The sequence below is a fragment of the Streptomyces sp. NPDC001393 genome (assembly GCF_053597455.1).
The window spans coordinates 1-13954 of sequence record NZ_JBSFIH010000003.1 but is presented as its reverse complement, the minus strand read 5'-3'; the positions used below and the strand labels follow the sequence as shown (position 1 = coordinate 13954).

13 protein-coding genes, 1 rRNA gene and 1 pseudogene are annotated in these 13954 nt (G+C 73.6%); 2 read left to right on the top strand and 13 right to left on the bottom strand.

The annotated features are described in order from the left end of the window. Positions 1–3 precede the first annotated feature (3 nt). The 6 genes from ACWC2T_RS05130 to ACWC2T_RS05105 form a co-directional block, all read right to left on the bottom strand. Positions 4–1140 (bottom strand): glycosyltransferase family 4 protein, encoded by a 1137-nt coding sequence (locus ACWC2T_RS05130; protein ID WP_450669085.1) that lies wholly within the window; start codon positions 1138–1140, stop codon positions 4–6. A gap of 270 nt (positions 1141–1410) precedes the next feature. Next, positions 1411–2157 carry a hypothetical protein gene (locus ACWC2T_RS05125; protein ID WP_450669084.1) on the bottom strand — a complete coding sequence of 249 codons (747 nt, stop codon included), beginning with the start codon at positions 2155–2157 and terminating at the stop codon, positions 1411–1413. 204 nt (positions 2158–2361) lie between these two features. Next, positions 2362–4104, bottom strand: a complete 1743-nt coding sequence (gene recN / locus ACWC2T_RS05120; RefSeq protein ID WP_450669083.1) for a DNA repair protein RecN — start codon at positions 4102–4104, stop codon at positions 2362–2364. A gap of 39 nt (positions 4105–4143) precedes the next feature. Further along, positions 4144–5049, bottom strand: a complete 906-nt coding sequence (locus ACWC2T_RS05115) for an NAD kinase (protein ID WP_351206919.1) — start codon at positions 5047–5049, stop codon at positions 4144–4146. After that, the gene (locus ACWC2T_RS05110; protein WP_450669082.1) at positions 5046–5861 is read right to left on the bottom strand and encodes a TlyA family RNA methyltransferase; all 816 of its coding nucleotides are present in this window, start codon (positions 5859–5861) and stop codon (positions 5046–5048) included. The genes ACWC2T_RS05115 and ACWC2T_RS05110 overlap by 4 nt, the downstream gene beginning before the upstream one ends. A 7-nt stretch (positions 5862–5868) precedes the next feature. After that, the gene (locus ACWC2T_RS05105) at positions 5869–6171 is read right to left on the bottom strand and encodes a hypothetical protein (RefSeq protein WP_450669081.1); all 303 of its coding nucleotides are present in this window, start codon (positions 6169–6171) and stop codon (positions 5869–5871) included. A 42-nt stretch (positions 6172–6213) separates the two neighbouring features. Here ACWC2T_RS05105 and ACWC2T_RS05100 point away from each other — a divergent pair, with 42 nt between their 5' ends. Next, positions 6214–6561: a sterol-binding protein gene (locus ACWC2T_RS05100; RefSeq protein ID WP_450669080.1), complete on the top strand. Its 348-nt coding sequence runs from the start codon at positions 6214–6216 to the stop codon at positions 6559–6561. On the opposite strand, the gene ACWC2T_RS05095 is transcribed toward ACWC2T_RS05100, so the two are convergent. The 4 genes from ACWC2T_RS05095 to ACWC2T_RS05080 form a co-directional block, all read right to left on the bottom strand. Next, positions 6545–7387 (bottom strand): ABC transporter ATP-binding protein, encoded by an 843-nt coding sequence (locus ACWC2T_RS05095; protein ID WP_450669079.1) that lies wholly within the window; start codon positions 7385–7387, stop codon positions 6545–6547. The two genes, ACWC2T_RS05100 and ACWC2T_RS05095, sit on opposite strands and share 17 nt — an antisense overlap. Continuing rightward, a complete protein-coding gene (locus tag ACWC2T_RS05090; RefSeq protein ID WP_450669078.1) occupies positions 7384–8415 on the bottom strand; it encodes a FecCD family ABC transporter permease in 1032 nt (343 codons plus the stop codon). The genes ACWC2T_RS05095 and ACWC2T_RS05090 overlap by 4 nt, the downstream gene beginning before the upstream one ends. Positions 8416–8426: 11 nt before the next feature. After that, the gene (locus ACWC2T_RS05085) at positions 8427–9470 is read right to left on the bottom strand and encodes a FecCD family ABC transporter permease (RefSeq protein WP_450669077.1); all 1044 of its coding nucleotides are present in this window, start codon (positions 9468–9470) and stop codon (positions 8427–8429) included. Between the two features lie 73 nt (positions 9471–9543). Next, positions 9544–10572, bottom strand: coding sequence for an HAD-IIA family hydrolase (locus ACWC2T_RS05080; protein ID WP_450669076.1), 1029 nt, complete (start codon positions 10570–10572; stop codon positions 9544–9546). Between the two features lie 93 nt (positions 10573–10665). Between ACWC2T_RS05080 and ACWC2T_RS05075 the strand changes: the two genes are divergently transcribed. Continuing rightward, positions 10666–11949: a DUF1015 domain-containing protein gene (locus tag ACWC2T_RS05075; RefSeq protein WP_450669075.1), complete on the top strand. Its 1284-nt coding sequence runs from the start codon at positions 10666–10668 to the stop codon at positions 11947–11949. A 64-nt stretch (positions 11950–12013) separates the two neighbouring features. Here the strand turns inward: ACWC2T_RS05075 and ACWC2T_RS05070 are convergent, their stop codons facing one another. From ACWC2T_RS05070 to rrf, 3 genes and pseudogenes are all read right to left on the bottom strand, one after another. Continuing rightward, positions 12014–12745, bottom strand: a complete 732-nt coding sequence (locus ACWC2T_RS05070) for a hypothetical protein (protein ID WP_450669345.1) — start codon at positions 12743–12745, stop codon at positions 12014–12016. Positions 12746–12994: 249 nt separating this feature from the next. Then, positions 12995–13621 (bottom strand): annotated as a pseudogene (locus ACWC2T_RS05065) (tetratricopeptide repeat protein); the annotation flags it as partial. A 238-nt stretch (positions 13622–13859) separates the two neighbouring features. Further along, positions 13860–13954 (bottom strand): 5S ribosomal RNA (gene rrf, locus ACWC2T_RS05060); the annotation flags it as partial.

Sequence of the window (13954 nt, the reverse complement as noted above, 5' to 3'; positions counted from 1 at the left end):
TTCCTAAGCGAGTGGCCGCGGCTGGGTCAACTCGTCGTAGATGCTGAGCACTTGGGCGACCGTCTCGTCCTCGGTCGGCCAGCCGGCCGCCTGCCGGACCCCGCGTTCGCGCAGTTCCTCCCGGCGCTCCGGGTCCGCGAGGAGCCGTACGACGGTGGCCGCGAGCGCCTCCGGGTCGCCGTACGGGACGAGTTCGGCCGCGTCGCCGACGAGGTCGGGGATGCCGCCGACCCGGGTCGCGACGAGGGGCACGCGCGCGTAGAGGGCCTCCTGGGCGAGGACGGACCTCGACTCCCACCTGCTCGTGAGCAGCGCGAGATCGGCGGCGGCGAGCAGATCGGGCACGTCCTCACGGCGCCCGACGAGCCGTACGGGCAGTTCCTCGTCCTCGATCCGCCGCTGCAGCGCCGCCCGCAGCGGCCCCTCGCCGGCGATGACGACCAGCGGCACCGGGTCCATCTCCCGCCAGGCGCGGGCCGCGTCGAGCAGGTGGTCGTAGCCGCGCTGCCCGTCGAGGGCACCGACCGCGATGAGCAACGGGCGGCCGATGGCACCGAGTTCCGCCCGGACCTTGGGACGCAGCCGGTCGGGGTCGTCGAGGACGACGGGCCGCCGCTGCCCCGGCAGGCCGACGGCGGCGAGCCGGGCGTCCCGCGCCCCCGTGTCCCGGGCCCGGTCCACCAGGTCGGAGCTGGTGCCGAGGACCACGGCCGCCGTGCGCACCACCCGCCGCTCCAGCAGCCGCAGCAGATGCGCCCGCGGGCCCTCCGCCTGGGCCCGGTTGTGCCAGGTCACCACCAGCGGGGTGCTGCGGCCGCTGAGCGCGAGGACGGCCCGGAAGGAGGCGTGCAGTCCGTGCGCGTGCACCAGGTCGGCGTGGGCGCAGGCCGTCCGCAGCGCGGCCACGGAGACGGGGTCGCTGCTGCGCGGCACGTGCACATGGTCGGCGCCGGTACCGGTGAAGTCGTAGGCGCGGTCGGCCTCGACGGGGGCGCACACCGTGACCCGCACGCCCCTCGCCACGAGCCCCTCGGTCAGCGAGCGCACGTGCGCGCTGCTGCCGGCGTTGCCCCCGCCCAGCACCTGCACGGTGCGCAGCGGCGACTGGCCGTGCGGTGCGTTGCTGCTCAGGGGGCTCACGGGGCCGGGGCTCCTGGTTCGGCGTGGGCGGTCACGAGGAAACGTACAGAAGGTAGCGGGCTCAAGGGGGCGGAAGGACGTACCCCGCGCGCCCTCCCGCGCGGACCGTGTGCCTTCAAGCATGCCAGGGGACACGGCCGTTACGGGAAATCCTTCAGGGCGCACTGTGCGGCGGGCCGGGGCAATGCGCCGGAGCACGTCACCCACACGGGTGAAGAAAAGCTCGGCGCGGGCAAACGCTGTGCGATTGCGTCCGGCGAGGTCAGACGCTCACAGCGCCCGCGCCCACGCACTCACCCGGTCCCCGTGGACGGCGGCGGCCACGACCGCGACGGCGTGCGCGAGCAGTCCCGCGCGCCGGTTGCCCGCCACGACGGCCGCCCCCAGCGCGGCGCCGAGCGCGTGCGCCCCCGTGTCCCCGATCATCACGCGCTCCCCGAGGTCGTCGGGCAGGACGGCCGCGGCGCCGCCCGTCGCGACGGCCGACAGTTCGCTCCCCCGCCCCTTGCGCAGCAGCCCCGGCGCCCCGAGCGCGAGCACCGCCCCCGCGGCCCGCCCGGGCCGTACGTCGACGAGGTTCACGAAGTGTGCGGTGCCGGCGATCACGATCCCGGCGAGCAGCTTGTCCAGCGGCCGCTCCTTCATCAGCGCCCCCGCGACCAGCCCGGCGGCCGAGATCCCGAACAACTTCACGGCCCCGCTGGTGACTTCCCCGTCCCGCAAAGCCCGCAGATGCGCCCGGAACCCCCGCCGGTCGTCCCCGGCGACATCGTCGTACGCCCCGCAGACCCCGGCGGCGAGCACGGCGAACCCGGCCACGGGACGCACCCGCGCGGCGGCGACGGCCGCACCGATCGCCGAGGCGGGCCCGGCGTAGAGCCCGACCGTGCGCCCGGCGTGGTTCCTCCGTTCCCAGCGCTCCCGTCCGCCGGGCGGATCGCTGCGCAGGAGGGCCTGGCCGGCCCGGGTGAGCGCGGCGGACAGCAGGAAGGAGCGGGACTCACGCTTGACGATCATCCCGCCACCCTAGGTCCTGTCGTCAAACTCCCGTCGTCGCCCGAAGGGCGGCCCTGCGCCCGCCGCGGAGCGGCTCATGAATGCCGTAGGTGCGTGCTCTGGGGGTCCCCCCGGCCGAAGGCTGGGGGAGTGCCGGGCGAGAGTGCGTGCATGGCGTCGCGGGGCAGACGGGAGTTTGACGACAGGGCCTAGGAGCCGGGCCGCCTACAGGTCCGCCCGGGCCGTCGCCAGCAGTTCCTCGGCGTGGGCGCGGGCCGTCTCGGAGTCCTCCTGGCCGGCCAGCATCCGGGACAGCTCGCGGATTCGCTCCTCGCCCTCCAGGACCTTCACGCCGGAGCGGGTCACCGAGCCGTCGTTGGTCTTCTCCACCAGCAACTGCCGGTCGGCGAAGGCGGCGACCTGCGGCAGGTGGGTGACGACCACGACCTGCGCGGTCCTGGCGAGCTTCGCCAGCCGGCGCCCGATCTCGACCGCGGCCTTGCCGCCGACTCCGGCGTCGACCTCGTCGAAGAGGTACGTCGGCACCGGGTCGGTGCCCGCGAACACGACCTCCACGGCAAGCATCACCCGGGACAGCTCACCACCGGACGCGCCCTTGGCGATGGGCCGCGGCGGGGCACCCGGGTGCGGGGCGAGCAACAGCTCGACCTCGTCCACGCCGGACGGCCCGTAGGCGACCGTACGCCCGCCGACCTCGACGCCCTCCGGGTCCTCGGTCTGCCGGATGTCGAACGACACGCGCGCGTGGGGCATCGCCAGCGAGGCCAGCTCGGCCGTCACGGCGGCGGCGAACCGTTCGGCGGCATCGGCCCGCGCGTCCGTCAACGCCTGGGCCAGACCGCCCAGTTCGGCACGGAGCGCATCCCGCTCGGCGGTCAGCTCCGCGATCCGTTCGTCGTCGCCGTCCAGGTCGGTGAGCCGGGCGGCGCTCTGCTCGGCCCAGGTGAGGACGGCGTTCACGTCCTCGCCGTACTTCCGCGTCAACGCGGTCAGCGCCGCCCGCCGCTCCTCCACCGCGGCCAGCCGCAGCGGATCGGCGTCCAGGTCGTCGGCGTACCCCGCCAGCTCCCCGGCGACATCGCCGAGCAGGATCCCGATCTCCCCGATCCGGTCGGCGAGGGAGGCCAGCGCCGGGTCGTGCGAGCGCACGGCCTCCAGCGCGCGATGGGCGCCCGCGACGAGGGCCTGGGCGTCGATCCCCTCGGGGTCCTCGGGATTGCCCGCGAGAGCGGCGTGCGCGGCCGTCGCGGCGGACGACAGCGCCTCGGCGTGCCCGAGCCGCTCGGCCTCCTCGGACAGCTCGGCGTCCTCCCCGGCGCGCGGCTCCACGGCGGCGATCTCCTCGAGGCCGTACCGCAGCATGTCGGCTTCCTGCGCCCGCTCACGCGCGCGCGTGGTGATCTCCTCCAGCTCGGCGGCGACGGCCCGCAGCCGCCGGTAGGCCTCGGTGTACTTGGCGAGCGGTACGGCGACGGCGTCGCCCGCGTACCGGTCCAGCGCCTGCCGCTGCCGGGACAGCTTCAGCAGCCCCTGCTGGTCGGTCTGCCCGTGCACGGCCACCAGGTCGTCGGCCAGCTCGGCGAGCAGCCCCACGGGCACGCTGCGCCCGCCCAGATGAGCCCGGGAACGTCCCTCGGCGGAAACGGTACGGCTGATCAGCAGGGCCCCGTCGTCCAGCTCGGCCCCGGCCTCCTCCGCGCGTACGACGGCGGCGGTGCCGGCGGGAACGGTGACCCGCCCCTCCACGACCGCCTTCTCGGCCCCGATCCGCACCAGCGCCGGGTCCGCCCGCCCACCGAGCAGCAGCCCCAGGCTGGTGACCACCATGGTCTTGCCCGCACCCGTCTCACCGGTGACGGCGGTGAACCCGGGCGACAGCTCGACGACGGCATCGTCGATGACCCCGAGCGACCGTATCCGCATCTCCTCCAACACGGAACAGACCATACGAGGTCCGGGGCGGGGAGTGCACACAGGCCGCTCTTTCTAGTGAGGCGCCCCCCGCCACCCGGTCGTCGGCAACGCGAACTTCGCCACCAACCTATCCGTGAACGAAGAGTGATGAAGCCGAGCAAGCCGCACCGGCACCGCCCCCCGCCGCACCTCCACCCGCGCCCCCGGCGGCAACTCGACCGTCCGCCGCCCGTCGCACCACAGCACCCCGGACGGGACGTGCGGCAGCACCTCCACCGCGAGCACCGAGTCCGGCGAGGTCACCAGTGGCTTCGCGAACAGCGCGTGCGCGCTGATCGGCACCATCAGCAGCGCCTCCACCTCGGGCCACACCACGGGCCCGCCGGCAGAGAACGCGTATGCCGTGGAGCCGGTCGGCGTGGAGAGCACGACGCCGTCGCACCCGAACCCCGTCACCGGGCGCCCGTCGATCTCCAGCACGACTTCCAGCAGCTTCTCGGCGCCGGCCTTCTGCACGGCCGCCTCGTTCAGCGCCCAGTCCGTGTGCACGATGTCCCCGTTGCGGTGCACGACGACGTCGACGGTCATCCGCTCCTCGACCTCGTACGACCGTGCCACCACCCGGTCGACCACCCGATCGAGGTCGTCCCGCTCGGCCTCCGCGAGGAACCCCACCCGCCCGAGGTTGACGCCGAGCATCGGCACCCCGGAGGCGCGGGCGAACTCGGCGCCCCGCAGCAGCGTGCCGTCGCCGCCGAGCACGATCAGCAGCTCGCACCCGTCGAGGCACTGCGGAGTGGCCTCCTTGACCAGCTGCACCTCGTCCGGCAGCGGCAGGTCGCGCGCCTCCTCCTCCAGCACCCGCACCCCGATGCCGTGCCGCAGCAGGCCCTTGACGACGAGTTCCGCACTGCGGATCGCCGCGGGCCGCCCGGTGTGGGCGAGCAGGAAAACAGTACGCACCAGGTTCTGTGTCAACGCGGCCCCTCCGCCACTGCACGGTCGACGTCGGCCGGGTCCACCTCGGGTGCCCCCGCCCGCAGCCAGAGAAAGTACTCGACGTTCCCCGAGGGGCCGGGCAGCGGACTGGCGGTGACTGACTGCACCCCGAGCCCCAGCTCCCAGGCCTTCCCGGCCACTTTCCGCACGGCCTCCGCCCGCAACTGCGGACTCCGTACGACACCCCCGCTGCCGAGCCGCTCCTTGCCGACCTCGAACTGCGGCTTGACCATCATCACCAGGTCGGCGTCCGGCTTCACGCACCGCTTCAGGGCCGGCAGCACCAACCCGAGCGGGATGAAGGACAGATCGCCCACGACAAGATCCACAGGTTCCCCATCGATCGCCTCGAGCGTCAACTCGCGTACGTTCGTACGGTCCTTGACGGTGACGCGTTCATCGTTCTGGAGAGACCAGGCGAGCTGTCCGTAGCCGACGTCCACGGCGACCACGTGCGCGGCGCCCGCGCGCAGCAGGACGTCGGTGAAGCCGCCGGTGGACGCGCCGGCGTCCAGCGCGCGCCGGCCCTCGACCACGAGGCCCTGCGGCACGAAGACCTCCAGCGCGCCGGCGAGCTTGTGCCCGCCGCGGGAGACGTACTCGGGGTCGCTGTCGTCGGCCTGGACCACGATGGCCGCGGCGGTCTCCACCTGGGTGGCCGGCTTGGTCGCCACGGTCTTGCCGACGGTGACCCGCCCGGCGGCGATCAGCTGGCTGGCGTGCTCGCGCGAGCGCGCGAGCTTCCGGCGGACCAGCTCCGCGTCCAGACGGCGGCGTGCGACTCCTGCCACGTTCGGTTCAGCTCCTGCTCTGGTGGTACGGGGGTGACTGGGGGGCCGGAGGTCCCGGGCGGGCGTCGAGCGCGGTGAGCGCGTCGCGCAGCCCCCCGTGTACATCCTCGTACACCTCGATGTGGCCGTCGGTGGCGAGGTGGTCGGCGTCGGCCAGCCGCTCCAGCTGGGCGTCGACCTCGGCACTGCCCGTGGGGGTGCGCGGGACGTTCAGAGGGGCGGGCGCGGCGGGGTCGTACGCCTGAAGTGCCTCCGCCGCCTCCCGCACCGCATCCTGCGGGTTCTCCGTCTCCGGAACCGAGTCGCTCATGCCCCGACGCTACCGCGAACCGCTGGGGTACCGTCGTGGGCGATGGCCACGATCGAGGAGTGCCGCGCCGCACTGGGAAAGCTTTCGGACAACATGCAGGGCGCCGAGGGCGACGTCGGGGCGGCCGCCGCCCTGGACCGCTCGGTGAGCTGTCACATCACCGACCTGGACGTCACCTTCGTCGGCCGGATGACGGGCGGGCGGATCGAGGTGGACCAGACCCACCCCGGCCCGCCGCGGGAGAAGGCGCAGCTCAGGCTCGCCATGGCCGGGGACGACCTGGTGGCCCTGGTGGACGGCGAGCTGAACTTCGCGACCGCCTGGGGCAGGGGCCGGGTGCGGCTGGAGGCGAACCTGCTGGATCTGTTCCGGCTCAGGAAGCTGCTGTGAGCCGCGCCTTCCTCGCTGCGGGCACCACCAACGGCGTCCCGGTCTCCGGATCGTCGATCACCTGACACCGCAGCCCGAACACCCGCTCCACCAGCTCGGCCGTGACGATGTCGTTCGGGGCGCCCTCGGCGATCACCTCGCCGCCGCGCAGGGCGATGAGGTGGGTGGCGTAGCGGGCCGCGTGGTTGAGGTCGTGCAGGACGGCGACCAGGGTGCGGCGCTGGGTCTCGTGCAGCTCCGCGCAGAGGTCAAGGACGTCGATCTGGTGCTGGATGTCCAGGTAGGTGGTCGGCTCGTCCAGAAGCAGCAGCGGGGTCTGCTGGGCGAGCGCCATGGCGATCCACACCCGCTGCCGCTGCCCGCCGGACAGCTCGTCGACGTACCGGTCGGCCAGCTCGGCGACCCCCGTCTGCCGCATCGACTCACTCACGACCCGCTCGTCCTCGGCCGACCACTGGCGCAGCAGGCCCTGGTGCGGGTAGCGGCCCCGGCCGACGAGGTCGGCGACGGTGATGCCGTCGGGCGCGATGGACGACTGGGGCAGCAGGCCGAGGGTGCGGGCGACCTTCTTGGCGGGCATCGACTGGATGACCTGCCCGTCGAGCAGCACCCGGCCCTGGCTGGGCCTGAGCATCCGCGACAGCGCCCGCAGCAGCGTCGACTTGCCGCACGCGTTCGGACCGACGATCACCGTGAAGGAGTTGTCCGGGATCTCCACGGACAGCTGCTCGGCGATGACGCACTGGTCGTAGGCGAGGGTGACGTTCTGGGCGGACAGGCGGTTCACAGTGCTCCTTGGGTTGTTCGGCGCGCCGGTGGCGGTCATATCCGGCCCGCCCTGCGCTCGGTGACCAGCAGCCACAGCAGATAGGCGCCCCCGAGGACGCCGGTGACCACCCCGACGGGCAGCTGGTCGGCGCCGATGGCGCGCTGGGAGGCCCAGTCGGCGGCGACCAGCAGGGCGGCGCCCATGCACAGGGAGGGCACGAGGTTCGGGCCCGGCGAGCGGGTCAGGCGGCGGGCCAGCTGGGGGGCGGTGAGCGCGACGAAGCTGACCGGCCCGGCGGCGGCGGTGGCGGCCGCGGTGAGCAGTACGGCGGAGACCATCAGCACCAGCCGGACGCGCTGCACCCGCACCCCGAGGGCGTTCGCGACGTCGTCGCCCATCTCCAGCATCCGCAGGCCGCGGGCGTTGGCGAGGACCAGCGGGACGAGGACGGCGCACAGGGCGAGCAGCGGCCAGACCTGGTCCCAGTCACGGCCGCCCAGGGAGCCGGTCATCCACACCACCGCGCGGGCCGCGTCGACCAGGTCGGCCTCGGTGAGGAGATAGCCGTTGACCGCGGTGGCGATCGCGGAGACACCGATGCCGACCAGGACGAGCCGGTATCCGTGCACGCCCTGCTTCCAGGCGAGCAGATAGATGGCGAGTCCGGTCACCAGCCCGCCGATCAACGCGCCGACGGTGACCTGGGCGGTGCTGCCGGACAGCAGCACGATGACGACCAGCGCGCCGGCCGTCGAGCCCTGGGAGAGGCCCAGCACGTCCGGGCTGCCGAGCGGGTTGCGGGAGACGGACTGGAACAGCGCGCCGCCGAGGCCCAGCGAGGCGCCGACCAGCAGCCCGACGAGGACGCGCGGCAGCCGCAGCTCGTTCACGATGAAGTCCTGGTAGGCGTTGCCATTCCCGGCGAGGGTCCTGAGCACGTCGGCCGCCGGGATCCTCGCGTCCCCGGTGCCGATCAGCGCGACACCGGCGGCACCGGCGGCGGCCAGCAGCAGGGCGACGACGAGCAGGGCCCGCAGGTCCAGGCGCAGGGACAGCCCGCCGGGAGTGCGGACGGCCCGGTTCATGGTTCGGCTCTTCACAGCTGGGCCGTCCTCCGCCGTCGTACGAGAAAGATGAAGACCGGGCCGCCGATGATCGCGGTGACGATGCCGACCTGGAGTTCCGATGGGCGGGCCACGACCCGGCCGACGACATCCGCGCCGAGCAGCAGCACCGGTGACAGGACCGCGGCGTACGGCAGGATCCAGCGCAGGTCCGGGCCGGTGAAGGAGCGCACGACGTGCGGCACCATCAGGCCGACGAAGACGATCGGGCCGCAGGCGGCGGTCGCGGCACCGCACAGGACGGTGGCGGCGAGCATCGCCAGGGCACGGGTGCGGCCCAGGCCCGCGCCGAGGGCGCGGGCCGTGTCGTCGCCCATCGCCACGGCGTTCAGCGGCCGGGCCAGCGCGAGCGCGAGGACCATGCCGGCCGCGAGGAAGGGCAGCACCTGCACGATGGTCGAGTTCGTGGCCGAGGCGAGCGAACCCACCGTCCAGAAGCGCATCTTGGCCAGCGCCGCGTCGTCCAGGATCATCGCGGCCTGGAGATAGCCGTACAGCGCGGCGCTGATCGCCGTACCCGCGAGCGCGAGCCGCACCGGGGTGGCGCCGCGGCTGCCGCCGAGGAACCACACCAGCGCGCCGACCGCCGCCGCCCCGAGGAAGGCGAACCACACATAGCCGGTGAGGCCGGTGACGCCGAAGTAGGTGATGGCCGTGACGACGGCGGCCGAGGCACCGGCGTTGATCCCGAGCAGTCCGGGATCGGCCAGCGGATTGCGGGTGAGCGCCTGCAGCACCGCGCCCGCGAGGCCGAGCGCGGCACCGGCGAGCAGCCCCAGGGCCGTACGCGCGAGCCGCTCGTCCACGACGACGTCGCCGTAGGTGCCCGTGTCGTGGAACAGGCCGTGCCAGACCTGGTCCACCGACAGCGATTTCGCCCCGATCGCGATGCTCGCCAGGGCGACGAGCACCAGGATCGCGGCGGAGAGCAGGAGCCCAAGGGCCCTTGCCGCCCGGCGGGTTGGGGGCGCGGGGGCGGTTTCCGCGCGCTGTTCCGGAGGACTGTCGACCAACACGAGGTTAGGTTAGCCTACCCTCGCTATCGATCTCGATCCCCGGGGTGCGGACGCGTCTCCCCCTGAACCCTGCTCACAGTCCCAGTCGCGCCAGCGCCTTCCCCCCGTCCAGCCCGCAGGAGCCCTCGCCGGCCGCCGTCCAGGCCGCCGCGCACAGCGCACGCAGCCCGTCCAGCGGCTCCCCGTCACCCTCCAGCTCCAGCCGGTCCGCCCCGGCCGTCGCCGTCCAGCCACCGCACCGGAAACCCTCCGCAAGCGGGGTGACCTCCGGCTGCCCGGTGAGCATCCCGCGCAGATCGGCGTCCACATACGTCGGCCGGTGCTGCGGCGGCGCCGCGAGCAGCCTGGCGGCGTCGGTGACACCGGTCAGCACCAGCAGCGAGTCCACCCCGCCGTTGAACGCGCCCTCGATGTCCGTGTCCAACCGGTCCCCGATCACCAGCGGCCGCTTCGCGCCGGTCCGGATGATCGTCTCGCGGTGCATCGGCGGCAGCGGCTTGCCCGCCACCTGCGGCTCCCTGCCCGTCGCGATCCGTACGACCTCCACCGCCGCCCCGTTGCCCGGCGCGATGCCCCGTCCGCTCGGGATCGTCAGGTCGGTGTTGGACGCGAACCACGGCACCCCGCGCGCGACCGCGTACGACGCCTCCGCGAACCGGCCCCAGGTCAGATCCGGCCCGCCGTAGCCCTGCACGACCGCCGCCGGATCGTCGTCCGCCGACTCCACCGGCGTCAGGCCCCGCTCGCGCAGCGCGACCCGCAGCCCCTCGCCGCCGATCACCAGCACCCGCGCCCCGGCCGGCACCTGCTCGCTGATCAGCCGCGCGACCGCCTGCGCGGAGGTGATGACGTCATCGGCGCCCGCCGGTATGCCCAGCTCCGTCAGGTGCTCGGCCACCGCGTCCGGCGTCCGCAGCGCGTTGTTCGTGACGTACGCCAGATGCATACCGCCCGCGCGCGCCACCGCCAGCGAGTCCACCGCGTGTGCGATCGCGCTCCCGCCGGCATACACCACCCCGTCCAGATCGAGCAGCGCCGTGTCGTACGCCTCGCTCAGGGGCTGCCCACTGCCCTCGGGCCTCGTCCTGACCGCCTGGCTCATTCCACATCGCTCCTCGTCCACCGACGTCCGAAGGCTGTCCGTCGCCTTTCCCCCGATCATCCCGCACGCCACTGACACACGTACGATGCCGGGATGAACACTGCAGGTCACTCGGAAGCAACGACGCGCCAGGGCCTGGAACTCATGCCCTTCCGCGGCCTTCGCTACGACCCCGACCGGGTCGGCAGCCTCGCCTCCGTCACCTCCCCGCCGTACGACGTCGTCGTCCGCCCCGACGGGGTGCACCACCTCCAGTCCGCCGACCCGTACAACATCGTCCGACTGATCCTGCCCCAGGCCGGCACCCCGAGCGCCCGCACCGAGCAGGCGGCCGACACCCTGCGCCGCTGGCTGGACGAGGGCATCCTCACCGCGGACCCCGAACCCGGCCTGTACGTCTACGAGCAGCGCGACGAGAGCGGCATGCTCCAGCGGGGTGTCATCGGCGCCCTGCGGGTCTCGGCGCCGGCCGAGGGCGTGGTGCTGCCGCACGAGGACGTCATGCCGCCCGTGGTCGCCGACCGCGCGGCCCTGATGCGGGCCACGCGCGCGAACCTGGAGCCACTGCTGCTGACCTACCGCGGCGACGGCACGGCGGCCGAGGTCGTCGAGCGCACGGCGGAGAAGCCCCCGCTGCTGGACACGACCACCGAGGACGGCTACCACCACCGCCTCTGGTCCGTCACCGACCCCGCCGACCTGGCCCGCATCCGCTCCGACCTCGCCCACCAGCAGGCCCTGATCGCCGACGGCCACCACCGCTGGGCCACCTACCTGCGGCTGCGCGCCGAGCACCCCTCCCCCAGCCCCTGGGACCACGGCCTGGTCCTGCTCGTCGACACCGCCCGCTATCCGTTGCGCGTCCGCGCCATCCACCGCCTGCTGCACGGCCTGCCGGTCGCGGACGCGCTCGCGGCGGTGCGGGGCCTGTTCCGGGTACGGCGCCTCGACGCGCCGCTCACCGAGGCCCTGGAGGCCCTCGCGGACGCCTCCTGCGCGGGCAACGCCTTCCTGCTGGCCGGCGACGGCGCCTTCCACCTCCTCGACCGCCCGGACCCGGACCTGCTGGCCCGCACGATCCCGGCCGACCGCCCGGCCGCCTGGCGCTCCCTGGACGCCACGGTCCTGCACGCCACGCTCCTCGACCACGTCTGGCACATCCCCGAGGACTCCCCGGCCCACATCGCGTACATCCACGACACGGCCGCGACGGTCGCCAAGGCCGAACGCGACGGCGGTACGGCCGTCCTGATGCACCCGGTCCGCGAGGAGGTCGTACGCGATCTGGCCCGCCAGGGGGTCACGATGCCCCGCAAGTCGACGTCGTTCGGCCCGAAGCCGGCGTCGGGGCTGGTACTGCGGGCACTGGACATCTGAGCGTCCGGAACGCCGAAGAGGGCGGGCTCCCTCGGGGAACCCGCCCTCTTCTCAGTGGCCGTCGTCAGTCCTCGTCGCCGTCTTCCTCCGAGGGCTCGACGGACTCGGCCTCACCCTCGTCCAGGGCGTCGACGAACTCCACGCCGTCCAGCTCGGCGAGCCGGTCGGAGGCGTCCGTGCTGCCGTCCCGGTCGGCCTCCACGGCCTTCGCGAACCACTCCCGCGCCTCGGCTTCCCGGCCGACGGCCAGCAGGGCATCGGCGTAGGCGTACCGCAGGCGCGCGGTCCACGGCTGAACCGAGCTGGAGGCGAGCTCCGGGCTCTGCAGAGTCACGATGGCCGCGTCCAGCTGGCCCATGTCACGCCGGGCACCGGCCGCGACGAGCCGCATCTCGACCTGACCGGCCTTGTCCAGCTTGTGCACCTCCGGGGCACCGGCCATGTCCAGCGCCTTCTCCGGCCGCCCGAGCCCGCGCTCGCAGTCGGCCATCACCGGCCACAGCTCCACGGTTCCGGTCATCCGCCGCGCGGCACGGAACTCGGCGAGGGCCTCGCCGTACTTCTGGTTGGCGTACGCCGCGAATCCGGCGGCCTCGCGCACGGCGGCCACGCGGGACGCCAGCCGCAGGGCCACCTTGGAGTAGCCGTAGGCGCCCTCGGGGTCCTCGTCGATGAGCCGTGCGACCATCACCAGGTTCTTGGCGACGTCCTCCGCGAGCGTCTTGGGCAGGCTCTGGAGCTCCTGCCGGACGTCCTTGTCGATCTCGTCACCCGTGACGTCCTCCGGGATCGGCAGCCGCTTGATCGGCTCGCGGTCCCGGTCACGGTCACGCTCGTCGCGGAACCGGCCACCGCCCCGGCGGTCGTCACGCCGGTCCTCACGTCCTCGGAAGCCACCGGGCCGCCCACCGCGGTCGTCCCGACGGGGCCCACGGCCACCACGGTCGTCCCGGCCGCGGAAGCCTCCGCGCTCGCCCCGGCTGTCGTCACGGCGGTCATCGCGCCGGTCGTCACGCCGGTCGTCACGGCGGAAGCCTCCGCGGTCGCCGCGATGGTCATCGCGCCGGCCGTAACCGCCACGGTCGTCGTCACGGCGGAAGGACGGACGGTCGCCACCCCGGTCGTCGCGGCGCTCATCACGCCGGTCGTCGCGCCGGAAGCCACGGTCGTCGCGGCGGTCGTCCCGGCGGGGACCACGGTCACGGTCGTCCCGCTGGAACGCCGGACGCGCACCCCGATCCCCCTCACGACGATCGTCCCTACGGCCATAACCACCACGGTCGTCCCGGCCGCGGAAGCCTCCGCGCTCGCCCCGGCTGTCGTCACGGCGGTCATCACGCCGGTCGTCACGGCGGAAACCGCCACGGTCGCCACGGTGGTCATCGCGCCGGCCGTAACCGCCACGGTCGTCGTCACGGCGGAAGGACGGACGCTCGTCACGCCGGTCGTCGCGGCGCGGACCGCGGTCACGGTCGTCCCGCTGGAACGCCGGACGCGCGCCCCGGTCCCCCTCACGACGATCGTCCCTACGGCCGTAACCACCACGGTCGTCACGCCGGAACCCACCTCGGTCATCACGACGCTCATCGCGCCGGTCACCACGGTGGTCATCGCGACGGTCGTCACGTCGGTCGTCGCGTCGGAAGCCTCCGCGGTCGCCGCGGTCGCCGCGGTGGTCATCGCGCCGACTGCCGTAACCGCCACGGTCGTTGTCACGGCGGAAGCCGCCACGGTCGCCGCGGTAGCCGCCGCGGTCACCACTGTCCCGTCGCCGCTGGTCGCGCTCCGGTCGGTCGTCGGGAGAGTTGGTGGACATGGTGACTCCTGTCTTCGGTACCGCAAGCATTGTAAAAACGAAAGGACCCCTGGTCCCAGCTGAACGCTGGTGACCAGGGGTCCTCCCAAAGATTGTTCGGCGGCGTCCTACTCTCCCACAGGGTCCCCCCTGCAGTACCATCGGCGCTGTGAGGCTTAGCTTCCGGGTTCGGAATGTAACCGGGCGTTT